At 70.0% G+C, this 23,014-nt stretch carries 22 protein-coding genes and 1 tRNA gene; 13 read left to right on the plus strand and 10 right to left on the minus strand.

What is annotated here, in order from left to right; genetic code table 11:
* On the plus strand, positions 1-119 hold a 119-nt coding region (locus VKV26_12815), incomplete at its 5' end, for an IS5/IS1182 family transposase (protein ID HLZ70776.1).
* Positions 120-286: 167 nt separating this feature from the next.
* Here VKV26_12815 and VKV26_12820 read toward each other — a convergent pair.
* Both VKV26_12820 and VKV26_12825 read right to left on the minus strand, forming a co-directional pair.
* Positions 287-1,156, minus strand: coding sequence for an alpha/beta hydrolase (locus tag VKV26_12820; protein ID HLZ70777.1), 870 nt, complete (start codon positions 1,154-1,156; stop codon positions 287-289).
* Between the two features lie 130 nt (positions 1,157-1,286).
* A complete protein-coding gene (locus tag VKV26_12825) occupies positions 1,287-2,120 on the minus strand; it encodes an enoyl-CoA hydratase/isomerase family protein (GenBank protein ID HLZ70778.1) in 834 nt (277 codons plus the stop codon).
* 191 nt (positions 2,121-2,311) lie between these two features.
* Between VKV26_12825 and VKV26_12830 the strand changes: the two genes are divergently transcribed.
* From VKV26_12830 to VKV26_12855, 6 genes are all read left to right on the plus strand, one after another.
* On the plus strand, positions 2,312-3,454 hold the full coding sequence (locus VKV26_12830) for a cobalamin-independent methionine synthase II family protein (GenBank protein ID HLZ70779.1): 1,143 nt from the start codon (positions 2,312-2,314) through the stop codon (positions 3,452-3,454).
* 148 nt (positions 3,455-3,602) lie between these two features.
* Entirely contained in the window at positions 3,603-4,919 is a 1,317-nt protein-coding gene (locus VKV26_12835) for an MFS transporter (GenBank protein ID HLZ70780.1), read from the plus strand.
* A 130-nt stretch (positions 4,920-5,049) separates the two neighbouring features.
* The gene (locus VKV26_12840) at positions 5,050-5,871 is read left to right on the plus strand and encodes a ThuA domain-containing protein (GenBank protein HLZ70781.1); all 822 of its coding nucleotides are present in this window, start codon (positions 5,050-5,052) and stop codon (positions 5,869-5,871) included.
* 510 nt (positions 5,872-6,381) lie between these two features.
* Positions 6,382-7,296, plus strand: a complete 915-nt coding sequence (locus VKV26_12845) for a hypothetical protein (protein HLZ70782.1) — start codon at positions 6,382-6,384, stop codon at positions 7,294-7,296.
* Positions 7,297-7,425: 129 nt separating this feature from the next.
* Entirely contained in the window at positions 7,426-8,541 is a 1,116-nt protein-coding gene (locus VKV26_12850) for a glycosyltransferase (GenBank protein ID HLZ70783.1), read from the plus strand.
* On the plus strand, positions 8,535-9,875 hold the full coding sequence (locus VKV26_12855) for a hypothetical protein (protein ID HLZ70784.1): 1,341 nt from the start codon (positions 8,535-8,537) through the stop codon (positions 9,873-9,875). The genes VKV26_12850 and VKV26_12855 overlap by 7 nt, the downstream gene beginning before the upstream one ends.
* Positions 9,876-9,944: 69 nt before the next feature.
* Here the strand turns inward: VKV26_12855 and VKV26_12860 are convergent, their stop codons facing one another.
* The 3 genes from VKV26_12860 to trxA all read right to left on the minus strand — a co-directional run bounded on the left by VKV26_12860 (position 9,945) and on the right by trxA (position 12,296).
* Entirely contained in the window at positions 9,945-10,985 is a 1,041-nt protein-coding gene (locus VKV26_12860; protein ID HLZ70785.1) for a glycosyltransferase family 1 protein, read from the minus strand.
* 456 nt (positions 10,986-11,441) lie between these two features.
* Positions 11,442-11,538: transfer RNA gene (locus tag VKV26_12865), tRNA-Sec, on the minus strand.
* 416 nt (positions 11,539-11,954) lie between these two features.
* A complete protein-coding gene (gene trxA / locus VKV26_12870; protein ID HLZ70786.1) occupies positions 11,955-12,296 on the minus strand; it encodes a thioredoxin in 342 nt (113 codons plus the stop codon).
* 127 nt (positions 12,297-12,423) lie between these two features.
* On the opposite strand from trxA, the gene VKV26_12875 reads away from it, so the two are divergent.
* Positions 12,424-12,732: a metal-sensitive transcriptional regulator gene (locus VKV26_12875; protein HLZ70787.1), complete on the plus strand. Its 309-nt coding sequence runs from the start codon at positions 12,424-12,426 to the stop codon at positions 12,730-12,732.
* Here the strand turns inward: VKV26_12875 and plsX are convergent.
* The 3 genes from plsX to VKV26_12890 all read right to left on the minus strand — a co-directional run bounded on the left by plsX (position 12,690) and on the right by VKV26_12890 (position 15,878).
* Positions 12,690-13,709, minus strand: coding sequence for a phosphate acyltransferase PlsX (gene plsX / locus VKV26_12880; GenBank protein ID HLZ70788.1), 1,020 nt, complete (start codon positions 13,707-13,709; stop codon positions 12,690-12,692). The genes VKV26_12875 and plsX overlap by 43 nt on opposite strands.
* 94 nt (positions 13,710-13,803) lie before the next feature.
* Positions 13,804-14,616: a class I SAM-dependent methyltransferase gene (locus tag VKV26_12885; protein HLZ70789.1), complete on the minus strand. Its 813-nt coding sequence runs from the start codon at positions 14,614-14,616 to the stop codon at positions 13,804-13,806.
* Entirely contained in the window at positions 14,616-15,878 is a 1,263-nt protein-coding gene (locus VKV26_12890) for a prolyl oligopeptidase family serine peptidase (GenBank protein ID HLZ70790.1), read from the minus strand. Before VKV26_12890 ends, VKV26_12885 begins: the two co-directional genes overlap by 1 nt.
* Positions 15,879-16,135: 257 nt before the next feature.
* Here VKV26_12890 and VKV26_12895 point away from each other — a divergent pair, with 257 nt between their 5' ends.
* The 5 genes from VKV26_12895 (at position 16,136) to glpX (ending at position 21,078) form a co-directional block, all read left to right on the plus strand.
* Complete coding sequence (locus VKV26_12895; GenBank protein HLZ70791.1) at positions 16,136-16,648, plus strand: adenine phosphoribosyltransferase; 513 nt, start codon at positions 16,136-16,138, stop codon at positions 16,646-16,648.
* A gap of 305 nt (positions 16,649-16,953) precedes the next feature.
* Positions 16,954-18,231, plus strand: a complete 1,278-nt coding sequence (locus VKV26_12900) for a DUF2723 domain-containing protein (GenBank protein HLZ70792.1) — start codon at positions 16,954-16,956, stop codon at positions 18,229-18,231.
* A 146-nt stretch (positions 18,232-18,377) separates the two neighbouring features.
* A complete protein-coding gene (locus VKV26_12905) occupies positions 18,378-18,623 on the plus strand; it encodes a hypothetical protein (protein ID HLZ70793.1) in 246 nt (81 codons plus the stop codon).
* A gap of 245 nt (positions 18,624-18,868) precedes the next feature.
* Entirely contained in the window at positions 18,869-20,068 is a 1,200-nt protein-coding gene (locus tag VKV26_12910; GenBank protein ID HLZ70794.1) for an aminotransferase class I/II-fold pyridoxal phosphate-dependent enzyme, read from the plus strand.
* Positions 20,065-21,078: a class II fructose-bisphosphatase gene (glpX, locus tag VKV26_12915; GenBank protein ID HLZ70795.1), complete on the plus strand. Its 1,014-nt coding sequence runs from the start codon at positions 20,065-20,067 to the stop codon at positions 21,076-21,078. The genes VKV26_12910 and glpX overlap by 4 nt, the downstream gene beginning before the upstream one ends.
* Positions 21,079-21,215: 137 nt before the next feature.
* Here the strand turns inward: glpX and VKV26_12920 are convergent, their stop codons facing one another.
* Entirely contained in the window at positions 21,216-22,151 is a 936-nt protein-coding gene (locus VKV26_12920) for a fructose-bisphosphate aldolase (protein HLZ70796.1), read from the minus strand.
* 109 nt (positions 22,152-22,260) lie between these two features.
* Positions 22,261-22,833, minus strand: a complete 573-nt coding sequence (locus tag VKV26_12925; GenBank protein ID HLZ70797.1) for a hypothetical protein — start codon at positions 22,831-22,833, stop codon at positions 22,261-22,263.
* Between the last annotated feature and the right edge of the window lie 181 nt (positions 22,834-23,014).

A 23,014-nucleotide genomic window follows, 5' to 3' on the forward strand; every position in this document is an offset into this window, starting at 1 on the left:
AGTGCTGCCACAACCGGCTGAAGCAGTTCCGCGCCCTGGCCACCCGCTACGACAAGCGAGGCTGGAACTACCGCGCCATGGTGGTGATTGCCGCATTACTGCTGTGGCTCCCCAAGTGATTCACCAGACACGCCCTAGGCGCGTGGCCCCATTCCCGTGCCCCGCGGACGCCGGCAAGAAGCGATCAGGTACGGAGCGATCCGCGGGGCTTTCGGCTGAGCATCTGTCGCGCGGTTCGTTTCCGGTTGCACAACGGGTTGGCGCCAGGCGCCCCCACGGCGCCTGGCTACGCTGACGCGAGGATGAGGCCGAGCCGCCGGGCGATGAACCCCTTCATGCGGTCGACCATGGCGGCAACGTCCGCGGCGGGCCAGCCGGCGATGCCGTGCGGCATCCCTTCGAACAGGGCCAGCTCGGCCTCACCGCCGGCGGCGTTGTAGCGTGAAGCGACCTCTTCGATCATGCCGTACGGCACACCCGTATCCGCCGTGCCCTGGATCAGCAGCGCAGGCGGCAAGGAGGCTCGCTCGCCCCGCTGGAGGATCTCCAGCGGATTCGCTTCATGCATCGCGTCGACGCTGAGGAAGTAGCGGTCGTGGTTCGCCACCAGATCGCCGTTGCCGCGCTCCTGGGCCATGCGGTAGCGACCGTACGGGTCGAGCACCCCCCAGCAGGAGATGAAGTAGGCGAGCGTCGCGTCCGCGTCGGCGCCGTCGATTGGCAACGCCGCATAGCGTGCGTCTCCCGGCCGCATGGCGCTGAGCATGATCAGGTGGCCGCCGCTGGAGATGCCCAGTCCACCGACGCTCGCGGCCTCGGCATTGAATCCGGCCGCGTGCAGCTTCAGCCAGCGGGTCGCGTAGTTGATATCCGCGAGCGACGAGGGATAGGGATCGGCGCCGCCCATGCGGAAGTCGATCGAGGCGACGAACACGCCGCTCGCCGCGAGGCCCTCGGCCAGGGCGGGGTTAGCCGTGCGGTCGCCGCTGTTCCAGGCGCCGCCGTGGATCTCCAGCAGCGCCGGCAGCGGACCGGTGGCCTGCGGGCGGTAGAGCCGTGCCAGCCAGGCGCGGTCGCCGTCACGGCGGTACTCCACATCCTCCACCATGAACTGGACCTGCGCCGCCGGGTTGTACCTGACCGACGTCCGAGTCATGGCCCCACCTCCTGGGACTCTATCCGCCGAGCCACCGAGTCCCGCTGCCGCCGGCGCCTCGCCGCTCGCGCGGAACGGCATCATCCTCAGTCCGAACGAGCGCGCTGTCAACAGAGCGCGGCCGGTCCTTTCACGGGCGGGTCGCATGTTCGACTTGCACGGCGGCCAGCTTCGGCGTGCGCTCGCGGTCCGCCGGGTCGTCCCAGCCCTTGAAGCGCGGCGGGCGCTTCTCGGCGAAGGCGCGGCGAGACTCCATGAGGTCGTCTTTGGCGCCGTGATCGCGCAGGCGGCCGGCCAGGCGCTCCAGATCGTCGGGAACGCGCGGCCGCAGCGCCCGCATCATCGCCAGCGTGTTGACGCGGGACGCGGGCGGCAACGTCAGCAGGTGCGCGGCCATCTCGCGCGCGGCGGGCAGCAGCTCCTCGGCATCGGTCAAGCGGTTCAGCCAGCCCAGCTCATAGAGTCGATCGGCGCTGAAGCGGTAGGCGAAGGCCATCTCCGTGGCGACGGCGTGCGAGAGGCCGCCGATCATGCCGTGCTGATAGCCGCCGAGCAGCCAGCGCTTCGCCTCCGACATCTCGAACACCGCACCACGCACGGCCAGGCGCAGGTCGGCCCGCTCGGCCTGCAAGAAGCCGCCGCCCATAGCGAAGCCGTTGATCGCCGCGATCACGGGCTTGTCCAGCGTGCCCACCTCGTACGGATTATCCGCATCGCTGCGCGCCCCAGGTCCGCCGGCCGGGGCGCTGCCGCGCGCCACGGACTCCTTCATGTCTTCGCCGGCGCAGAAGGCGCGGCCCGTGCCGGTAAAGATCGCGACTTCGACGCCACGGCTGTCGCGAAAGCTTCGCCATGCCTCGGTCAGAGCCCCGCGCAGCTCGGTCCCGAGCGCGTTCAGGCGCTCCGGCCGGTTCATGCGGATCACCATAATACCGTCGCTCTGTTCCGTCTCGACGATCGCCATCGTGCCCTCCCGCCGGCTGTGCATCGCTATGCCGGCCCACGCCTCGCCATGCACCGCCAGCATAGCCTGCCATCGCGCGCCGATCAGTGCCGCGCGGCGCGATCTGCAACGCCCGTCGAAAGGGTATGCTTGCCTGCGAGGTCGCGAGCGGCGCGGTGCAGTGCCCGGCTTGCAGCAGGAGGCGGCGATCGATGAAGCGCAGCAGCCAGCACATCCTGACCACGCACACCGGCAGCCTGCCGCGGCCGCCCGACCTGGTGCAGCTCATCCGCGAGTCCGAGTCCGGCACCCTCGCCGACCGCGGCGCCTTCGAGGGCCGTGTGCGCGAGGCGGTGAACGAAGCGGTGCGCCGCCAGGCCGACGCCGGCATCGACGTCGTCAACGACGGCGAGATGGGCAAGCCCGGCTACGCGACCTACATCAAGGACCGCGCCACCGGTTTCGGCGGGCCGCACCGCGTTACCACCGTCCAGGCCGAAGCCCGCGACTTCCCCGAGTTCACCGAGCGGCGCGTGGTCGGCGGCGGGGCGGCGATCCTGCGGCCTTCGTGCAACGGGCCGATCGCCTGGAAGGACTTCGCCGCGGTGCAGCGCGACATCGACAACCTCAAGGCGGCGACGGCCGGAGCGTCGGTCGAAGAGGTCTTCATGAGCTCTGCTTCGCCGGGCGTGATCGCGATCTTCCTGGGCAACGAGTATTACCCGAGCCAGGAAGCGTACCTTGCCGCGCTGGCGAGCGTGATGCGCGACGAATACAACGCGATCCACCAGGCGGGCTTCCTCCTCCAGCTCGACTGCCCGGACCTGGCGATGAGCCGCCATCTGCGTTTCGGCGACCTGAACATCGCGGAGTTCTGCACGATCGTGGCCCAGCACGTTGCGGTCCTGAACGAGGCGACGAAGGATATTCCCCCCGATCGCATGCGCCTGCACCTGTGCTGGGGCAACTACGAAGGGCCGCACCACCTGGACGTACCCCTCGCCGAGATCATCGACATCGTGCTGACGGCGCGCCCGGCCGCAATCTCCTTCGAAGGCGCCAACCCGCGCCACGAGCACGAGTGGAAGGTGTGGAAGGACACGAAGTTGCCGCCCGGCAAGCTGATCATTCCCGGGGTGATCGACTCGACGACCAACTTCATCGAGCACCCCGAGCTGGTGGCCGAGCGCATCTACCGCTACGCCGAGCTGGTGGGCCGGGAGAACGTGATCGCCGGCAGCGACTGCGGTTTCGGCACGTTCGCCACCTCCAGCACGGTCGATCCGCGCATCACCTGGGCGAAGCTGCGGTCGCTTGCTGAGGGCGCCCGCATCGCCAGCGACGCGCTCTGGTAGAAGGCTCGGGTTGTTATGCGTCTCGTGGCGCGGCGGCGCCGGGAGCTCGGGGGCTGGTGAGCAGATCATCACTCGCTCGATCGGCAACGCGTGCCCGCTGGCCAGCGCCGGCGCGGCCGGACGATGCCGCCGTGCCGGCGCATCGCCGATGACCGTTCCGGAAGAGTCCCGTGTGCCGCTGGAGGCCGGAGATCCGTCGCGCGTGATAGTTGGCGCGGTGGCGGCGCCGGCCGCCGGACGGCGGCTGGCGCTGGCCGGGAGCGCGTCGCTGCTGGGCGTCGCCGGCGTGGCGCTGGTGGCCTTCAGCATGCGCACGGCGGTTTCCGGCGTGCCGCCGATCCTCAATCGCCTGGGCCTGAGCGGCGCCGGACAGTCGCTGCTGACCACGATCCCGGTGCTCTGCTTCGGCGCCGGCGCCCTCGCTGGCCCGCGTCTGCGCGGACGCTTCGGCGAGGAGCGCGCGATCTTCGGTCTGCTGCTGGCGCTGCTGGCAGGCATTGTGCTGCGGGCGATCTGGCCCGATCCGGCGCTCTTCCCTGGCACGGTGCTCGCCGGCCTTGCCGTGGCGCTGTTGAATGTGCTGCTGCCGAGCCTGGTCAAGCGGCGCTTTCCGCAGCGAGCGGGAGCGCTGATGGCGGCCTATCCCACGGTGATGACGCTGGGTTCGGCGCTGGCGGCCGCCGCCACCGTACCCGTGGTGGACGCGACGCCCCTGCGCCTGCATGGGGCGCTGGGAATCTGGGCCTTGCCGGTGCTGCTTGCGCTCGCCGGCTGGTTGCCGCAACTGCGCGTCCACGGCCGCGAACGGGGCAGCCACGCGCCGCGGAGCAGCTCGCCCCTCTGGCGCGTGCCGCTCGCCTGGCAGCTCACCTTCACGATGGGACTCGGCTCGCTGGTCTTCTACGGCGAGCTCTCCTGGCTGCCCGCCATCTACCGCGATCGCGGCCTGAGCGACGCCCAGGCCGGCCTGCTGCTCTCCGTACTCAGCCTGGTGGGCATCGTCGGCAACGTCGCCGCGCCGCTGCTGGCGGTGCGCCTCGCGACGCAGCGTCGAGTCGTGGCAGCGATCGTCGCTGTCTCGGCGATCGGCGTGCTCGGCGTTCTCTGGGCGCCCACCGCCAGCGCCTTCTTCTGGGTCGCCTTGCTGGGCGTGGGGCAGGGCGGATCGCTCAGTCTTTCGCTGCTGCTGATCGTGCTGCGCGCCGCGGACAGCGATGTCTCGGCGCGGCTCTCCAGCATGGCGCAGGCGGGCGGCTACCTGATCGCGGCTCTGGGGCCCCTGGTGATGGGACTGCTGCACACGGCGACCGGAAGCTGGACGCTGTCGCTGCTGACCTTGCTCGGCTTTACGCTGGCGATCGGCCCGGCCGGCTTCGCCGCCGCGCGCAACCTCGTGATCGAGCGCGACGGCCGCGTGCACGAGGGTCCGGCGTACGCCGCGGCGACCTCGCGGCGCGGCAACTGAGCTTCGCGAGCCGCCCACTGGCCGCAGGGCTGCTTGGAGTGCTACTTTGCACCCGCGGGCGCTGCCCGCGCGTCGGCCGGCACACCGCTGCCGGCGCGCGTTGCCGGCGTGCGTGGGAGGAGAATCTGAAATGTCGGCTGCAACTCCGGGCCGCGCGCACCTGATCGCCGGCGGCTTTCCCCCCGGCAAGGATGCCGGCCACGACCACGACTACGCCCGGCTGCGCTTGCTCGAACTGCTGGCCGAGCAAGCGATCCCTGCTTCGGCCGCCAGCGACTTCGTCGACGTCGAGCGGTGGCTGCCGATCAGCCGCCTGCTGATTACCTACGTCGCCGGACCATATCCGAACGCCGAGCAGTCGCTGGCAATCAGGCGCTGGTTGGAGTCCGGCGGGCGCTGGCTGGGGTTGCACGGCACGGCCGGCGGCAAGGCCGTGCGGGTGGAGGGCTCACGTCAGCGGCGCATGCTCAAGCTCGAACATCACGCGGTGTTGGGCGGCTACTTCCTCACCCACCCGCCGATCCGCCGCTTTCGCGTGGACGTCGGCGACGCCCCCGACCAACTGACGAAGGGACTGCCCGAATCCTTCGAGGTGGCCGACGAACCGTACTTCATCGAGGTGCAGGATCCCAGCTCGACGCGGGTGCTGCTGAGCGCCGAGTACGGTCCGGAGGCGGTTTCGCCGGCGATCGGCACGATCTACGACGAGGACACCTCGTTGCAGGCCGACGGCAAGACGCGTGTGCTCGGCTACACGCGGCCGATCGGCGACGGCGGCGTGACCTACATCGCGCTGGGCCATTGCCACAACCCGACGAACAACGTGCAGGGCTCGGTGGATCGCAGCGTGGATCCGAACAACGTCACGCCCCTCACCTTCCGCGACCCGTGGGAGCATGCGGCCTATCAAACGCTGCTGCGCAACGCCATCGCGTGGGGCATCGGCGCCTAATCGCGTGGACGCTCCGGCAGTGCGCGAGACCGCCGGCGGCTTACGCCGCCAGCAGCCCGGCGCGCCCTGTGAGCTATGTAACAGCCGTTGCATGGGTCCGCTGACAGCGCCGCGGCGCCGGTTTCGTCACACTGCAGGTGCGGGAGCCGTCGTGGCGGCGCCCGGCCCGGCAGACGGGCGAAGGCGCAGCAGGCTCGCGTCGAAAGAGCCTACTGCCGGCACGGTCTGTTTCGTCACGGGAGGAGACATCCGTGCGGCGGCGCGTTGCACTCGCCACGATCTCGAGCGCGCATACCATTCGCCATCTTCGCGACGTTGATGCCAGTGAGGGCGGCGCCGTAGTCACCGGCCCGACCCGAAGAGATCAGCGGCCTCGGCCGCTCGCCGGGGAGGGACGGGCGCGCTGATCGACACTGGAAGAAGCTGCCGGAGCGCGGTGTATCCGAGGATCTCAAGGCCGTCTGCCACCTGTGCAACGAGAGTGTTCTGTACCCCATAGGATCGACAAGCATGGACGCGTACGCCGATGCCCTGCTCGCGGCCTCTGCCGTGGCCGGAACCCGCCAGTCTGCGCAGGCTGGCCCGGAGAGCCAGGCGTTGCTGCCGCGCCTGGTGCAGTTTCAATGCCCGCGCTGCCTCTACCTGACGCCGGAAGAGTCGCTGATTGACTGCCGGCGCCGCTGCCCGCACTGCAAGCAGCCCGGCGAGCGCCGCCTCTTTCCGCCGCCGGCGTTGCTGGCGCTGTGCGATCTGCTTCGCGCCGTCTACGCCTCAGCGGCGCGGCAGGGCGATCATGGCCGCGGCTTCGCGCGCGCCTTCCGCCGGCGCTTCCGGTGCTCGCTGAGCGATGCCGAGTTGTTGACACTGGCCGGCCGCGTCCAGGCGTCTGCCGCCGGCGGCGAGGGTGCGCCGTCGCAGGCCGAACTGCTCGACGAGGTTCGGCACTGCCTCGGACTGGCAGACGAAGGCGAGGTGCGGGCGGCGTATGGACAGCTCCTGTTGTTCAGCGACACCTCGCCAACCGGCATTCTCGTCGTGCTGCTCGCCGACGCGGTGCTGCAAGGGATGGTGCGCGAGGTGCTGAGCGCCCGGCTGCTCGGGGGCGGCATGAGCCGGGAGCAGGCCACGCTCCGGCTGTCCGCGGTGAGCGACCTTTCTTCCCTGGAGCACGCGTTCGCGACGATCACGCGGCGCCCCCTGCGGCAGGAGCTGTCGCGCGTGGCGGAAACCTCGTTTGCGCAGGACTGGTGGGCGCTGCACGCGCGGGTGACGGCGGCGACAGCCGGGACGGGCACGCCGATCCGCGCCGCGGAGGCGGAGACTGCCTTCAGGCTGGTGAGCGAGAGTGCCGTGGTGATCTCCGCGCTCGCAAACGCCGTCGTCGTCGGAAAGAAGCCGTTCCACCGCCGCCGGCCGCGCGCTTGAACGTGCGTCGTCTCGGGCGCGCCGCCGGCGGTGGTGTAGGCTTGGTCTGTCCGCGGGATCGTGACAGACCCGGCGCCGCCGGACCGACGGACCAGGCGCGCTGAGCGCCGCGCGAGGGCATGACGAGCTATGGCAACGACGGCGCGGGCGCAGCGCCTCGGCATCGCGCAACGGCATGCCTTTCCGCATGGCACGCGTCTGCTGCTCGACTGCCGGTTGCTCGGACCGAGCGGCGCAGGCCGCACCACGGAATTACTGCTGCGCTCCCTCGCAGCCGACCCGCCGCCGGGGCGCTGGCTGCTCTGGGGGCCGGCCGCGGTTCGAGGCTACGCCTGGGACGGCGCCGAGTGGATCGCGAACGCCCATCCGTTGCTCGCCCTCAAGGGCCAGCGCGACGTCCTGGCGCTGCCGCCGCACGACATCGCGGTCTACCTGCACCAGATCCGGCCGCTTCGGCCCGGCCCCAGCCTCACGCTGATCTACGACACGATCCAGATTCGCTACAACGGCAGCAGCGCGGCGCGGGCGTTCAAGCGGCTGTTTCTCATGGCCGCTGCCCGGCTTTCGACCGCAGTGTTGACCGTCTCCGACTACTCACACCGCCGGCTTTGTGCCGACCTGCACGTCCCGGCCGAGAAGGTGCACGTCCTGCGACTGCCGGTCGACGCGGCGCAGGCTGAGCGCGTGCGGGCGCGGCGCGCGGTGTCGGGCATCCGGCCGGAGGCGCTGTTCGTCGGTCGCTTCAGCCCGCACAAGAACCTGCCGCGGTTGCTGCACGCCTTCGCGCGCTGCGCGTTCTGCCGGCGCGGCGGCCGGCTGCGCCTGCTGGGCGGCGGTGCGCAAGAGGCGGCGGCATTGGCGAGCTGGGCGGCTGCGCGCGGTCTCGCGGATGGTGTCTCCTTCGACGGTGCGGTTTCTCAGGCCGAGCTGGAGCGGGCCTACGCGCGGGCGCGGCTGCTGGTGCAGCCGTCGCTGGAGGAAGGCTTCGGTCTCCCCGTCTGGGAAGCGCTGGCGTGCGGGTTGCCGGTAGTGGTGAGCGACGGCGGCGCCCTGCCGGAGATCGTCGGCGCCGCGGCGCAGCCGGTCCCCGTGCGCTCCGTGGCGGCGCTCGCCGAAGCTATCGATGCGGCGGACGCGGGTCCGACGCCGGGCGGCCCGCCGCCGCCGCACGTCGCTGCCCGCTTCGAGAACGACCTTGGCGCGCAGCTCATCTCCGCGCTGGGCACGGCGTTCCAGCGATGGTGAAGGTGTTTGACGGTTGGCCGGAGCTGAGGCGCCGGGGCGTCCTGGCCAGTCCGTTGCTCTGGCTGTTCGCCGTGCTCGCCGTGGTCTCGCTATACGACGTCTACCGCTACCCGGCCAGGATCAACGCCGCCGCCACTTCGCCGACCTACGCCAACACCCCACTCTGGGTGTCGCTCGGCAAGTATGCGGCGATCCTCCTGCTGACCGGCGCCCTCGCCTATACTGTCCGCTCGCAAGTGCGGGGCCGGCTGCTGCGCTGCACCGAGCAGCGTGTCTGGCTGGCGTTGGCCGTGTGGTGCACGCTGGCCGGCGCCGGACACGCCCTCGTTGCACAGTCCACGGAGGTTCTGCGCCCGCTGGGCGCGATCCTCGGCGTGGCGCCGCTGCTCTGGCTACTGCCGGCCGCGTTCGCCGCTAGCCATCGCCTGTGGGCGGACTACAAGCGCGCGGTCGTGATGCTGGCATTTGGCCTGCTGCTCCTGCACGCGGTCGCGGACGTGGTGGAGATCGCGCTCTGGTTTGCGACCGGGCGGCTGCCGGCTCTCGGCTACTCGGGGGCGCTGGTGCGTTTCGGCGGCATCTGGGACGATCCCAACTCGGCCGGCGCCTATGCGGCCCTCTGTCTGATCGTCCTGGCCGGCCGCGAGCGGGATCTCCCCCGGAGTTACCCGCTTCTGCTCGCGGGCAGCGGGCTCTTCGTGCTGGCGGTCTCGTGGTCCTTCTCGGGCGCGCTCATGCTGGTCACCGGTCTGTTCGTGCTCGGCCTCTTGCAGTCGACCAGGCGCGTGCGCTTCCTGCTCATTTCCGCCTGCGTGGCGCTGTCGCTGATCGCGCTGGCGCCATTCGTGGCCCGTGACTACGGCCGCGTGCCGGTAATCGGCAACGTGCTCCAGCAGAAGGTCGAAGGCAGCGTCGGCAGCCGGCAGAGCGCCCTCACACACGGCGTCTACCTGGCCGATCTGCCGCGCGACCCCCTCTCCTGGCTCGTGGGTCGGGCGCATCCGCGGCAAAACGAGGCCGCGGTCGTCTGGTGGATCGATTCAGTCGGGCTGGTGGGCGCGCTGCTCCTTGCCTGGTGGCTCTACCTTATGTTGCGCGGCGCTGCGCGCACGAGGCAGCGCGATGCTGCGTTGACACTGAGTGCCGCCATCTTCGTCGGCTCGCTCTTCGTGCCCTATCTCACCACGCTGCCCATCGGCACGTATTACGTCGTCGGACTCGGCGCGCTGGTAGCCATGCGCGTCGACACAGCTGCGGCCGATCGCCGGCACGAGCGGTCGCCCGCGGCGGCGCAGTCTGCCGAATCGGCGGGCCTGGCGGCGGGACCGACGTAGCACGGGCGCCGCGGCCGTCAGCGGTCAGTGCTTGGTCTACTGGCCCGGGTTCGCACCGATGGTGGCAGATCAGGTTGAGCCGGTGAGCAATCGTTCGTAGACCCCTACCGTCTCAGCCACCGTTCGACGCCAACTAAACTGCGCGGCGCGTTGCCTGCTGCGCTGGCTGAGATCGCTGGCGAGGGCATCGTTTTCGAGCACGGCCCGCAGTGCGGCGACGAGCGCGGCCTCGTCGCGCGGGGCGACGCCCAGGGCCGCGTCGCCGGTCACCTCGGGTAACGCCGGCGCAGTGGAGCAAATGACCGGCGTGCCGCACTGCATTGCCTCCAACGGGGGCAAGCCGAAGCCTTCGCCGAGCGAGGGAAAGACGAAAGCCCGCGCTCCGCTGTACAGAGCGGCCAGGTCTGCGTCGGCTACCCGGCCGGTGAAGACGATCCGGGCCTCGCCTGCGCTGCTGGCCTGCACCTCGGCCAGGGGTCCTCGGTGGCGCTCCGTGTATTCGCCGGCAATGACGAGCGTGGCTGGCGGCGCGTCCCGTTCCGCCTGCAGCCTGCGGAAGCAGCGAACCAGGTGCGGCAGGTTTTTGCGCGAATCGATCGCGCCGAGGCTGAGCAGGTAGTGGCCGGCAGGAATGCCGTAGGTCCGGCGAACGTCGGCGATCCGCGCTGGATCTGCTACCGGCTGAAAGAGTGCCGCTGAGGCGGCGAGCGGGACCACATGCACGCGGGCCGGATCGATGCCGACCGCACTCACCAGGTCAGCCTTCGCCGCCGCGCTCGTGCAGATCGCGTGGCCCCGCGCCGGCACAAGCGAGCGGGCGGCCCTAGCGACGGCCCGCCGCCCGACCGCATCTGGAAAATGCTCAGGCATCGTGAGCGGCAGCAGGTCCCAGATGGTCAGAACCTGCGCGGCAGCCCCGCCGCCGCGCGTTTCGGGCAACGGCGAGAACAGCGAGTGGAAGATGTCGACCTCGGCCATCGCCGGCGCCGGCCGTCCTCGGCGGTTTACCAGCCGCTTCGGTCCGGCGGCGATGGCATGCCAGGCACGAGATTGGTCGCCGAACAGCGGCCGCAGCTGCCGGCCGGCGCCGAACAGCGCCCGCTCCAGCACGGCACTGAACTCGCCGGGCGGCTGGCCGATCGGCACAATGCGATCGGCTACCGCCGCATCGGCGGCCTGAGCGTAAAAGCGGAGGTTCAGCTCGGCCGTGCGGGACTCGCCGGCCAGCAGGCGGAAATCGAGCCGCGGCTCGTCCACGGCGTGGTGGAGAAACTCCTCGGTGGCGCGGTAGATGCCGCGACGGCCGCCTCGCACGCGCGCGGCATACCCCTGGTGCGACACGTCATAAAGAACGCGCAACCGTCGTGTCATTCACGCTCACCAGCCGTCACGCTCGACGAGACGCTGACTCAGGCGTCGTTGCCAGCCGTTCGGCAGCGGAGCGACCGCCGCGGATGGGGTGATTGGGCGCAGGCAACTCGGTGGTTCGACCGCTCCGTGAGGGGCGCCGCCGACACACGCGAGGACCAGCCGTCCACTGGGGCGTCGCGACCGCCGCGGATGGGGTGGCGGGAGTGCATGGGAGTCGAACCCACCCAGGACGGCGCAACCGCCCCGCAACGGTTTTGAAGACCGCGACGCTCACCGGAGCGCCCCCACTCCCAGAGATGGGCATCATGACCCGCCTGAGCGTAGCACAGCGCTCGCGGCGGCGGAATGCAACGAATCTGTGGCGGATGGCGGCAGTGATCGGGCGCCGGCGCGGCATATCGGGTAGCTGCCGCGTCAGCGGACCGACCTCGGCGCGGAGTTGGGGCGCAGCGGTTCGCTGCCCCGGCGCGAACTGCTCATCAGGGCGGCCCTGCGGCCGGGCGGGCCAGGGAGAAAGCGGTCGAGCTCGGGGTCATCGAGCATGACATCCGAGCGATCTACCCGCGCGTTGATCGCCCTCGTGCCCATGGCGGTGCCTTCGGTTGGCCGGCGAGCACCGGCCATTTCATTGACATCCTCTAAAGCAGGTATAGAAACGAGCCGCAGCGCCGATCGGCGCTGCGGCTCGTTTGCCGGTGAAGGAGCCGCCTAGGCCAGCGCGGCCTCGATGCGCTCCTTGATCTGCGCCTTCGGGCGGAAGCCTACGATCTGATCGACGCGCTGGCCGCCCTTGAACAGCATCAGCGTCGGAATGCTGCGGATGCCGTAGGTCGTGGCCACCTGCGGATTCTCGTCCGTGTTCAGCTTGCGAAACTCGACCTGGCCCTCGTACTCGCCGGCCAGTTCCTTCACGATCGGCGCCACCATGCGGCAGGGCCCGCACCACGGCGCCCAGAAGTCCACGAGCACCGGCTTGCCGGACTGAAGGACGTCCGCCTGGAAGCTGCCGTCGGTCACTTCCTCCACGTCCTTCACTTCATTGGTTGCCATTCCACTGATTCCTCTCTCCGGCGAAGACCGGATCACGGGGCATCTTGCCCCCGCTTCAGCATGATGATAGGATACCCCCAGGGGGTATGTCAAGACCCGTCGCACCAGATTATGGAGTGCCGCATCGATGACCGCGCAGCATGCCGAAACCCTTACGGCGATTCAGACACGGCTGCGGCGCGTGGAGGGCCAGGTGCGCGGCATTCTGCGCATGCTGGACGAGGGCCGCGAGTGCGAAGACGTGCTGACGCAGCTCACCGCCGTGCGCGCCGGACTGGACCAGGCGACCCTGGCGTTGCTCGATCGCCACGTCGAGTACTGCGTGCTCAGCGGCGACGCCGCCGAGCCGGAGCGGCTGAAGCAGATCCAGCGCGCCATGCGCCTGATCGCCCGCTACGACGCCTCACCGCTGCCCGCCGCGCGCGATGAGGCCTGAGCCGGCGCCGGCCAGTCCAGCGCCGCTGCCTCCTGCGCGGCGCGCACCGCCGAACGTATCGCCCGCGCGTTGCTGCGACCGTGGCTGATCAGGACGGCGCCGTTCAACCCCAGCAGCGGTGCGCCGCCGTACTCGGCGTAGTCGATGCGTCCGCGCAGTGCGAGCAAGGCGGGACGCAGCGCCAGCGCCGCGAGCTTGTAGCGCAGGCGCGAGGTGAGGGCGCCGCGCAGCTCGCGCATGATGAACTCGGCCACGCCCTCGGCGGTCTTGATGGCTACATTCCCCGTGAAGCCGTCGGTGACGACGACATCGGCCAACCCGCGCGTGAGGTCTTTGCCCTCAATGTTGCCGATGAAGTTGAGGCCGGGGCAGGCCGCGAGACGCTCGTGCACCTCTCGCGCGAACTCGCTGCCCTTGCCCGGCTCTTCGCCGATGTTGAGCAGGCCAACCCGAGGCCGGCCGACGCGCAGCACCCGTTCCGCGTAGCCGCGGCCCAGCTCCGCGAACTGCACCAGGTACGACGGCCTGGCGTCGGCGTTGGCGCCCACGTCGAGCAGCAGGAAGCGGCCGCGTTCGCTGGGGAAGACGGTGCCGAGCGCAGGCCGCTCGATGCCGGGCTGCCGCCCCAGCAGCATCGTGGCGACGGCCATCGTCGCACCGGAGTTGCCGGCGGAAACGAAGGCGCCGGCGCGGCCGTCTTTGACGAGGCCGACGCCGACCGCCAGCGAGGTGTCGCGACGGTGGCGCAGGCCGGCGGTCGCATGCTCGTCCATCGCCACCGCGGCGGGCGCGTGCTCGATCTTCAGGGCCGGCGGCGCGGCGCCGTGCCGGCCCAGCTCGCGGCGGATCACCGCCTCGTCGCCCACCAGCGTGACGGCGATGCCGAGTTCCCGCGCCGCCGCGACGCTGCCCTCGATCACGGCCGCGGGCGCATGATCGCCACCCATGGCATCGACCGCGACGCGGCGTTGGTTCATGCTGCTAAGTCTATACCGCCGGCCGCGGCGTGATCACGAGCCGGAAACGCGCGACTCAGCCGCGGCCGGCACGGCAGTTCACCATGCTTTATTGTCACACGCCGTCACACGCCGCAACGGCGATCATCCGCCCGCTGTACTGGTCGAACCCGTCCAGCTCGTAGCTGCCGTACAGCGCATCCAGGCGCAGAGCGGCGGCGACAATCAGCAGGCGCAGTTCGGCGGGAAAGACGAAGCGCAGGCGGTACTCCGCCACCACGCGCTTCACGCTGCCATCGGCCGCGATCTCCTCGTAGATGTCGGTCACATCGCGAGTCTGGGCGGCGGCGTCGGCGCGGAAGGTGGTGAAGCGGCTCACGCGGCCGCCCGGCCCCGCCTCGCTCCAATCCAGCACCAGCGGCCGTGCGCCCGGCGCCCAGTCGCCCCAATCGCCGGCGGGCCCGGGCAGATCCAGCACGAGCCGGCCGGCGGGATGCAGCAGTCGGCGGCAGGCACGCAGGGTCTCGAGCTGGGCCTCGGCGTTCGGCAGATGCAGGAAGCTGTCGCAGGCGCAGAGGATCAACCCGAAGCCGCCGCGTAAGGGCAGCGCCCGCAGATCGCCACGCACGAGATCGACACGGTCTGCCTGTCGCCGGCGCAGCGCCCGGACGGCCAGCGCCAGCATCGCGGCGGAACGGTCGATGCCGACTATCCGCCGTTGGCCGTGGGCAAGGGCCATCGCCACGCGGCCGGTGCCTACGCCGAGATCGAGCACCGGCGCGTCCAGCCGCCGCGCGAACGCTTCATAGAGGGGAACGTCCTCTTCGAAGCCGGCGAGCGTACGGTCGTAGAACGGCGCAATCGCGCGGTACGGGTCGGGATGCTCGTCCCGCCTCGGTGCCGGACGGTCGCGGTCGCCTGTCGGCATCATTCCCCGCCCGGATCGCCGGGAAGCAGCGGATCGGTGAAGTTCAGGCCCGCGTTGCGCAGATCGGGATTGCTCAGGTCGTCGCCCGCGGGCTTGACGCCGTGCTCCACCCAGTTCACCAGGTCGCCGAAGCCGCGTTCCAGCTCGTTGCTGCTGAACTGGCAGTGGTCTGGGCGGCGTACCGCGCGCTGCACGAGCAGGTTGCCGGCGCCGGCCGTATCGACGATGCGGCGGTAGTCCTGCTCCAGGCTGATCGGCACAAAGTGGTCGCCGGTGGTGTGCAGCGTCAGCAGCGGCGCCTTGAGCTTGCCGGTGCGCGGGGCGAAGTCCGGGTGGGCGGCGGCGTTGCGCACACTCGGATCGGCGGGCAGGCGCGGGATCAGCGCATTGAGCCGGGCGACGTCGATGCCGGATGCGGAATCGGCGGTGTACTGGACGCCGACGTTGGTCGCGGCCCGCGCGGCGAGGCTGAGGTGCTGCGGGTCTTCGCTGGCCGTGACCTCGAAGTTGCCGGCGCGGCGGTCGAGGAAGCCCTCATGCCGCCAGGGGCGCGGGCCGCCGGTGAGGCTCTCGACCAGCGCCTCGAACTGCTGCCCTGCCTGCGTCGGCCGCGCCGCCGGACCGAGCGCCGGCAGCAGCCGAGAGCGCACGGTCCTCAGAAACGCCGCGCGATCCGTGATCGGCAGCGGCGTGTTGGTGACGTAGGCCGCGAGGGCGCTGTAGCTCACCAGATAGTCCAGCTCCTCGACGCCCGCGACGACGCCGCACTCGGAGAAGCCGCCCGCGAACAGCTCGGGTCTTTGCTCCATGGCCGAGACGACGACGTGCCCGCCCATCGACGTGCCGTCGATATACGTTCGTTGCGGCGCGCCGACCTGCTGGATGAAGGCGTCGCGCAGCGCCAGCGTGTCGCGCAGCCCCTGCTCGGGATTGTAGCCGCTGGTGGCGTAGCTGCTGGCGGCCCAGGCGAAGCCGTGCGCAATGAAATAGTTGCGCAGCGGCGGCATCTGCACGAAGACGATTGGATCGTCGCCGGTGAAGCCGTGGGCGTAGAGCACTAGCTCGTCGTTCCAGTTCTGGGGCACTTCGATCTCGTAGGCCGCGCCCGCGATCACACCGTAGAGCGCCCGGGCGCCGGGCAGCGCGTCGAAGCGTGCGTTGGTGATGACGTAGGTTCGGCCGTCCGGCGCAACCGAGGCGACGCTGTCTGCCGCTGTCGCGGTGACGAGCGATTGGCCGGCGGCCGTAGGCGTCGCGGTCACAGAAACGCTTGGCTTGTTCGAATTAGTCCCGCCGCCGCAACCGGTCGCGAACAGTACGCTCGCGGCCAGCAACAGCCATACGCATCGCCCACCGATCGCCATCCCCGCCCCACCCCGCGACCTGCCGCAACCGCGACGCGCGCCCGCCAGCCACATTCTACCCGCTCGTGCGCCCAGCAATCGCGATTGACCGCTTCGCCGTGGCGCTCCTATGCTACGCTGGCGCGGCCGCCAACAGGGGGTCGCGGAGCGGTGGCGTGGACCTGAAGCAGTACATCCGCGACATCCCAGACTTCCCCCAGCCGGGCGTGCTCTTCCGCGACATCACGCCGCTGCTGCGCGATCCGGCGGCCTTCAAAGAAGTACTCGATCGGTTCACCGAGCGATACCGCAGCGAGCCGGTTGAGGCGGTGGTGGGCATTGAGTCGCGCGGCTTCCTCTTCGGGGCGCCGCTGGCGGACCGGCTGAGCGTGCCCTTCGTGCCGGTACGCAAGCCGGGAAAGCTGCCGGCGCCGCGCATGAGCATCGAGTACACGCTGGAGTACGGCAGCAGCCAGTTGGACATCGCCCGCGATGCGCTGGCGGCGGGTCAGCGCGCGGTGATCGTGGACGACGTGCTGGCCACGGGCGGCACGGCCAACGCGGCCGCCAAACTGGTGGAGCTGATCGGCGGCCAGGTGCACGCCCTGCAGTTTCTGATCGAGCTCAGCTTTTTGGCCGGGCGCAGCAAGCTCGACGGCTACCGGGTCGAGGCGCTGCTGGAGTACTAGGCGAGTCGCTCGCGAGCAACGGCGCATGCGCCGGGTTTCGTGCCGCCCCTTATCTTTGGAGGGCGTAGGGCGTAGGGCGTTGGGCGTTGGGCGCGGCCTCGCGAGACGGGAGCATGGCGAAACAGAGAATCCCTGCTGCCGGAGCACCGCGCGGCGGAGGTGCCAGCGTAAAGACCTCCACTGCCAGAGCGGCCCCTGCCGTAGGCGCCGGCGAGCACGCCGCTGCCATCGCGCTGCCGCGATGTGTCACCGTACTTCTGGGCGGCGGTACGGGCCTCCTCGCCTTCGCGCTGTACCTGGCGACGATGGCGCCCTCGGTCAACTGGCGCTTCCCGCCGCACGGCGACAGCGGCGACCTGGCGGCCGCCGTGGCCACCTGGGGCATTCCACATCCGACCGGCTACCCGCTCTACGTGCTCGTCGGCGGCGTGTTCGCGCACCTCGTGCCCGTCGGGCAGATCGCCTACCGGCTTGGTCTCTTCTCCGGCTTGTGCGCGGCAGGCGCGTCGGTGCTTGTCTTTTTGACCGTGCTGCGCCTTGCGGGGGCGTTGCCGCGCAGCAGCGCCGCCATGCGCTATGGCGCGGCGCTCACAGCGGCGCTGGCCCTTGCCACCTCCCGCACGCTCTGGTCGCAGTCCGTGCAGGCGGAGACCTATGCCCAGGTCGCGCTGTTCGCCGGCCTGATCGCCTGGATCGTCGCCGGGCCGCGCGATGCGCGGCGGCAGGTTTGGGGCGCGGCGCTGACCGGCGGCTTCGCGCTGGCGCATCACACCACGCTCGGATTCTCCCTGATCGGGGCGGCCCTCGCACTCGGCCTGAGCTACCGCAACCGCCTGCTGCAGCCGAAGCTGATGGCCGGGGCCGTGGTGTTGCTGCTGGCGCCGCTCAGCCTGTATCTGCTGCTGCCGCTGCGCGCGGCGCAGCATCCCGCCTCCAACTGGGGCGACCCGACGACTTTTGACCGCTTCATCGACGTGGTCACCGGCGCGCCGTATCACCACTACCTCGACCACAGCCTCACCGTCTTCGTGCAAGGGCTGCCAGTCGCGATCCGCTTGCTTTTCACGCAGTTCGCCTGGTGGATCCTGCCGTTCGCGGTGGGCGGCGCGGCCGTGCTGTGGGATCACGATCGGCCGTTCGCCGTGCATGGTCTTACCGTCATTGCGCTTTCCACAATCTTCTACACCGAATATAAGGCGGACGGCCGCGAGAATTACCTGATCCAGGCGGACGTGCTGATCGCCGTCTTTGCCGGCGTGGGCATGCTTGCAGTGCTCACCTGGGCCTGGAATACGGCGCGGGCGCGCTGGCGGCGCTGGCTGCCGGCCGCCGCCGTGGTTGTGGCGATCGTCACGGTTGCTCCCTGGGCGATCGTCGGCCTGCACGACTTCAACCTGCGCGGCGACTGGAAGGCGTGGAACTTCGCGACGACCACGCTCAATGCCGCGCCGCCGCATGGAACGGTGACCTCCGACCAGGACGGGCACACCTTCGCCCTCTGGTACGCCCAGCGCGCCGGTCATGTTCGGCCGGACGTGACCGTGATCGATCCGCGCTTCAAAGATCCGGCTCACCAGCGCTGAACGCTGCCGCTCGCTCGACTGTGTCGTCAGCTTCACGATTGGAGCGTGCCGGCGCTCATGCTTGCCCCGGCCGTCGGGACCGTAGACTCCCTTCAACGAGCTTTGATGAGCGGGCGCCGCGAGACGGCGCGAGGGGAGGAACCACGATGACGACGATGAGCGCGGCGCGATCGGGCGAGGCAGTGGTGCGCGGCGAGGTGCAGTGCCTGAACTGCGGCCGTACACTTGGCCGGGCCACGCGCAACGTGGGCGACGGCAAGATCACGATTCGGCCCTTCCGCTCCGGCCAGGAGATCGGCGTTGAGCGCCAGGCGGGCCGCGGGCTGCGCTGCAAGCGCTGCGGCGGACGCGCCTTCCTCGAATTCGACGCAGCGACCCTGCCGGCGGCGTAACTCTGCTGGCATTCAGCGAGCGCGGCGATCCTGTATGATAGCGGCTGCCCCGACCGGTCTCCGGTCCGGGCAGCCGTTTGTCGGTCCGGCGGCTTGTTGCCGATGTGTGAGCGCGGTTGCGCGTACACGCCGGCCGCGGGCGCGCCGGCTTCTCCGAAATGGTTTCATAACCGGCGCTACGCCCGTACAACGCGGGCGGCATCGAACCCGCGGGCAGGTTTTGAAGCCATCTGCAGGGAGCGCTCATGGTCGCGGCGCGTACCAGTGTCTTCACCGAATCCGTCATCCGCGAGATGTCGCGGCTGGCGGCGCTGCACGGCGCCGTCAACCTGGCGCAGGGTTACCCCGACTTTCCCGCCCCGCGCGCGATCAAGGACGCCGCCATCGCGGCGATCGAGGCCGACCACAACCAGTACGCCATCACCTGGGGAGCGAAGCCGCTGCGCGACGCGATCGCGAAGAAGGCGCTCGCCTTCAACGGCATCACGGCCGAGCCGGAGCGCGACATCACCGTCACCTGCGGAGCGACCGAGGCGATGATGGCGACGATGCTCGCCTTGATCGAGCCGGGCGACGAGGTGATCGTCTTCGAGCCGTTCTACGAGAACTACAACCCCGACGCCGCGTTGGCCGGCGCGAAGCTCGTGTTTGTGCCGCTGCGGCCGCCGGAATACCGCTTCGAATCAGCAGAGCTACGGGCGGCGTTCGGACCGCGCACGAAGGCGATCGTCGTCAACACGCCGCACAATCCGACCGGGCGTGTGCTCAGCCGCGCGGAGTTGGAGACGATCGCGGGCCTCTGCCGCGAGTTCAATGTGCTGGCGATCACCGACGAGATCTACGAGCACATCATCTATGACGGCCGTCAGCACATCAGCCTGGCGACGCTGCCGGAGATGGCCGAGCGCACGATCACGATCAGCGGCTTCTCGAAGACCTTCAGCGTCACGGGCTGGCGGCTCGGCTACGTGATCGCCCGCCCGCCCTGGAGCGACGCGATTCGCAAGTGCCACGATTTTCTTACCGTGGGCGCGCCCGCGCCGCTGCAGGAGGCGGGAGCGGTGGCGCTGGGCTTTCCGCCCAGCTTCTACGACGAGTTGCGCGCCAGCTACACACGCCGGCGCGCCATGCTGCTGGAAGCGCTGCAAACCGCGGGCTTCTCCTGCGCCGCCCCTGAGGGCGCCTACTACATCATGGCCGACATTCGGCCGCTGACCGATCTCGACGACGTCCAGTTCACGCGCTTCTTGATTCGGGAGATCGGCGTGGCGCCGGTGCCTGGCAGCAGCTTCTGCAAGGACGAGGCGCTGGGTCGTTCCACGATCCGCTTCACCTTCAGCAAGGGCGAGGACACGCTGGCCGAGGCGGCACGGCGGCTGCCGGCGCTAAGCACGGGCGGCAGGCAGGCTCAGCTTTCAGCAATCGTAACGGAGGGCGAGGCATGACTACCGTGAAGGCGCCGATCGAACGCAACCTGGCGATGGAGCTGGTACGAGTCACGGAGATCGCCGCGATGAACGCGGCGCGCTGGATGGGCCGCGGCGACAAGAACGCCGCGGACGACGCGGCCGTGCGCGGCATGCGCGCCGCCGTGCAATCGATCGACATGGACGGCATCGTCGTGATCGGAGAGGGCGAGAAGGACGAGGCGCCGATGCTGTACTTCGGCGAGAAGGTGGGCAACGGCAATCAGCCCGCCGTCGACATCGCCGTCGATCCGCTGGAAGGCACGCGCCTGACCTCGCTGGGCCTGCCGAACGCGCTTTCGGTAATCGCGTTGGCCGAACGCGGGGCGATGTTCGGCATCCGCGAGATCGTCTACATGAACAAGATCGCGGTTGGGCCGGAGGCGGCCGGTTCGATCGACATCCTCGCCTCGCCCAGCCAGAATCTGCGCTGGATCGCCAAGGCGAAGCGCTGCCTCGTCTCCGATCTCACGGTGTGTATCCTCGACCGCGACCGCCACGCAGAACTGATTGCCGAGTGCCGCCGGGCCGGGGCGCGCATCAAGCTGATCCCGGATGGCGATGTCTCCGGCGGCATCTCACCGGCCGTGGGCGAGACCGGCGTGGACGTGCTGATGGGGGTGGGCGGCGCCACGGAGGCGGTGCTGACGGCGGCGGCGATGCGCTGCCTCAAGGGCGAGATCCAGTGCCAGCTCTGGCCGCGCAACGACGACGAGCGACAGCAGGCCGAGGCCGCCGGCTACGTCATCTCGAAGGTCTATTCGACCGAGGACCTGGTCGGCACGGGCGACGTCTTTTTCGCCGCGACCGGCGTGACCGACGGGGAGATGTTGAAGGGCGTGCGCTACTTCGGCGGCGGCGCCACGACCAACTCGATCGTGATGCGCTCACATTCCGGCACCGTGCGCTGGGTCACCGCGCGGCACGACTTTGAGCAGATGCGCAAGGTCGGCGAGGGCAGCGGCATCATCGGCCCCGGCGAGCTGTGACCACGACGCAGGCCATAGGGCGGAGGGCGTCTACGCCGCCGGCCAAGTAGGCCGGGCCGGCGAGAAGCGCGCCGGCCCGGCCTCGATAGATGCGATTCCGCTTCTACGCCCTTCGCCCGATAGCCTCCCCCTGAGAGTCAGTACTTGCCGAGCAGCTCCCACAGGTGTTTGATCACCTGGTTCGCCTCGGCGTAGGGGCGCTGCCAAACGTTGCGGCCGAAAATGAAGCCCGTGGCGCCGGCCTGCAGCGCCGACTCCGCCTTGCTGAACAGCTCCTCGTCCGAGACCTTCTCGCCGCCGGAGAGCAGCACCGGCGTGCGGCCGGCAGCGCGGACGACCCGCTCGAAGCCCTCCACCATGTCGTAGGACATCGTGCTGTAGGGCTTGGGGCTGGCCTGCGCCTTCTCGCCTGGATCGGTCGGCATGTTCACCTTGACGATGTCGGCGCCCAGCTCGCAGGCCACGCGCGCCGCGTACTCGACGGCGTAGGGGCTCTCGCGGCCGCCCTTGGCGTCCATTGCCTCGCCGCGCGGATACGACCAGACGATCACGGGCATGCCGTAGCGCTCGCACTCGCGGCGGACTTCGCCGAACTGCTTAAAATCCTCGGACTGCAGCGTCGAGCCGACGTAGAGCGTGTAGCCGACCGCGTCCGCGCCCAGCCGCACGGCCTCTTCTACCGTCGTATGCAGCGGCGAGAGCGGCGCTTTGTCCGGGGGAATGTCAGTCTTGCCGTTGAGCTTCAGCACCACCGGCACCTTGCCGGCATGGTCGCGGATGTACTTGGAGGCGAGGCCGTACTGCAGGGCGATGCCCGAGTAGTTGCCCTCGACCGCCAGCCGCCACTCGTAGTCCGGATCCAGGCTTGCCGGGTTGGGGAAGAAGTCGCGCGGGCCGTGTTCCAGCCCCTGGTCGATCGGCAGGAAAAGGAGGGTGCCGTTGCCCTTGCCGCGGCCGTAGATCCGCTTCAGCCGCACCAGCTTGCCGGTGTCCAGCCCCATCTCTTCCAGCCGGGGGCGCTGCACCAGCGCCCGCGCCTGCTTGGATGCGCTGGGCTTCGTTTGCGTCGTCACGGTGTCGCCTCCATCGTCGCTGTCGCCAGCCGCTGAGAGTGCTTCGATGGTATGCGCGGCCAGATCGGGTGTCAAAGCGATTCTGACGGAGGAAGTAGTCCGCGCCAGCTCAGGGATGGGCGAGCGTGTAGCCCGCCGTCACGGCATCCTCGGCCGTCTGGAAGCAGGCGACCGGCCGGACCGTCTGGTACTCCAGGTCCGTCGGCCTGTACGCCTTCTGGTTCTCGTCGCCCTTGATCGGGTAGCCCAACGGGCACAGATCGCCCACAGGCAGCGTGGCGCCGGTGCTGTCGCGTCCGCCGCGGGCCGTGCCCGTGGGGATCGGCGGCGGTGGTGGCGGCGGCGAGGGCGGCGTCGCGGTGCTCGGCGCCGGCGGGCTCGAACTGGCAGGAGCGGACGCGCTTACGGTGGGGAACGCCGTGCCCGTCTGCGTCGCGGCGGCCGCGCCCGTCGCTGGTGCGGGTGCCCCTGGTGCGCCGGTTGATGGCGCGCTTGCGGCTTGCGCCGGCGTCGCGGTGGGCGTGGGGCTACGCGCGGGCGTGGAGGCGGGCGCGGCACTCGCGGTCGGCGCCGGTGAAGCGCTGGCGGCCGCCGTCGTGGCGCTGCTCTTGTTGTTGTTGCCGGAGCTGCAACCTGCAGCCAGCAGCAGAAAGGCGAACGCGATCATCAGGGTTCGAATCATGCCATGCTCCCGCGGGGCTTCAACATCCTTCGAAAGATCCGATGCGCGGATGTAAGCCCGAGTTGCAGGCGCGGCTCACAGGCAGGGCGGACGGAAAGAACGTGGCTTGCGACGGTCCTGGGTTGGCGGCTGAGCTCGCACCGGGCCAGGAGCTCGGCAAAGTCGCTCTCCCTGCTCGGTC

The organism is Dehalococcoidia bacterium, from assembly GCA_035310145.1.
Lineage (GTDB): Bacteria > Chloroflexota > Dehalococcoidia > CAUJGQ01 > CAUJGQ01 > CALFMN01.

Excerpts from the sequence above, each read along its gene's own strand:
- VKV26_12820 (HLZ70777.1), bottom strand. The coding sequence starts at position 1,156 with ATGACTCGGACGTCGGTCAGGTACAACCCGGCGGCGCAGGTCCAGTTC.
- VKV26_12825 (HLZ70778.1), bottom strand. The coding sequence starts at position 2,120 with ATGGCGATCGTCGAGACGGAACAGAGCGACGGTATTATGGTGATCCGC.
- VKV26_12830 (HLZ70779.1), top strand. The coding sequence starts at position 2,312 with ATGAAGCGCAGCAGCCAGCACATCCTGACCACGCACACCGGCAGCCTG.
- VKV26_12835 (HLZ70780.1), top strand. The coding sequence starts at position 3,603 with ATGACCGTTCCGGAAGAGTCCCGTGTGCCGCTGGAGGCCGGAGATCCG.
- VKV26_12840 (HLZ70781.1), top strand. The coding sequence starts at position 5,050 with ATGTCGGCTGCAACTCCGGGCCGCGCGCACCTGATCGCCGGCGGCTTT.
- VKV26_12845 (HLZ70782.1), top strand. The coding sequence starts at position 6,382 with ATGGACGCGTACGCCGATGCCCTGCTCGCGGCCTCTGCCGTGGCCGGA.
- VKV26_12850 (HLZ70783.1), top strand. The coding sequence starts at position 7,426 with ATGGCAACGACGGCGCGGGCGCAGCGCCTCGGCATCGCGCAACGGCAT.
- VKV26_12855 (HLZ70784.1), top strand. The coding sequence starts at position 8,535 with ATGGTGAAGGTGTTTGACGGTTGGCCGGAGCTGAGGCGCCGGGGCGTC.
- trxA (HLZ70786.1), bottom strand. The coding sequence starts at position 12,296 with ATGGCAACCAATGAAGTGAAGGACGTGGAGGAAGTGACCGACGGCAGC.
- VKV26_12875 (HLZ70787.1), top strand. The coding sequence starts at position 12,424 with ATGACCGCGCAGCATGCCGAAACCCTTACGGCGATTCAGACACGGCTG.
- plsX (HLZ70788.1), bottom strand. The coding sequence starts at position 13,709 with ATGAACCAACGCCGCGTCGCGGTCGATGCCATGGGTGGCGATCATGCG.
- VKV26_12885 (HLZ70789.1), bottom strand. The coding sequence starts at position 14,616 with ATGCCGACAGGCGACCGCGACCGTCCGGCACCGAGGCGGGACGAGCAT.
- VKV26_12900 (HLZ70792.1), top strand. The coding sequence starts at position 16,954 with ATGGCGCCCTCGGTCAACTGGCGCTTCCCGCCGCACGGCGACAGCGGC.
- VKV26_12905 (HLZ70793.1), top strand. The coding sequence starts at position 18,378 with ATGACGACGATGAGCGCGGCGCGATCGGGCGAGGCAGTGGTGCGCGGC.
- VKV26_12910 (HLZ70794.1), top strand. The coding sequence starts at position 18,869 with ATGGTCGCGGCGCGTACCAGTGTCTTCACCGAATCCGTCATCCGCGAG.
- glpX (HLZ70795.1), top strand. The coding sequence starts at position 20,065 with ATGACTACCGTGAAGGCGCCGATCGAACGCAACCTGGCGATGGAGCTG.
- VKV26_12925 (HLZ70797.1), bottom strand. The coding sequence starts at position 22,833 with ATGATTCGAACCCTGATGATCGCGTTCGCCTTTCTGCTGCTGGCTGCA.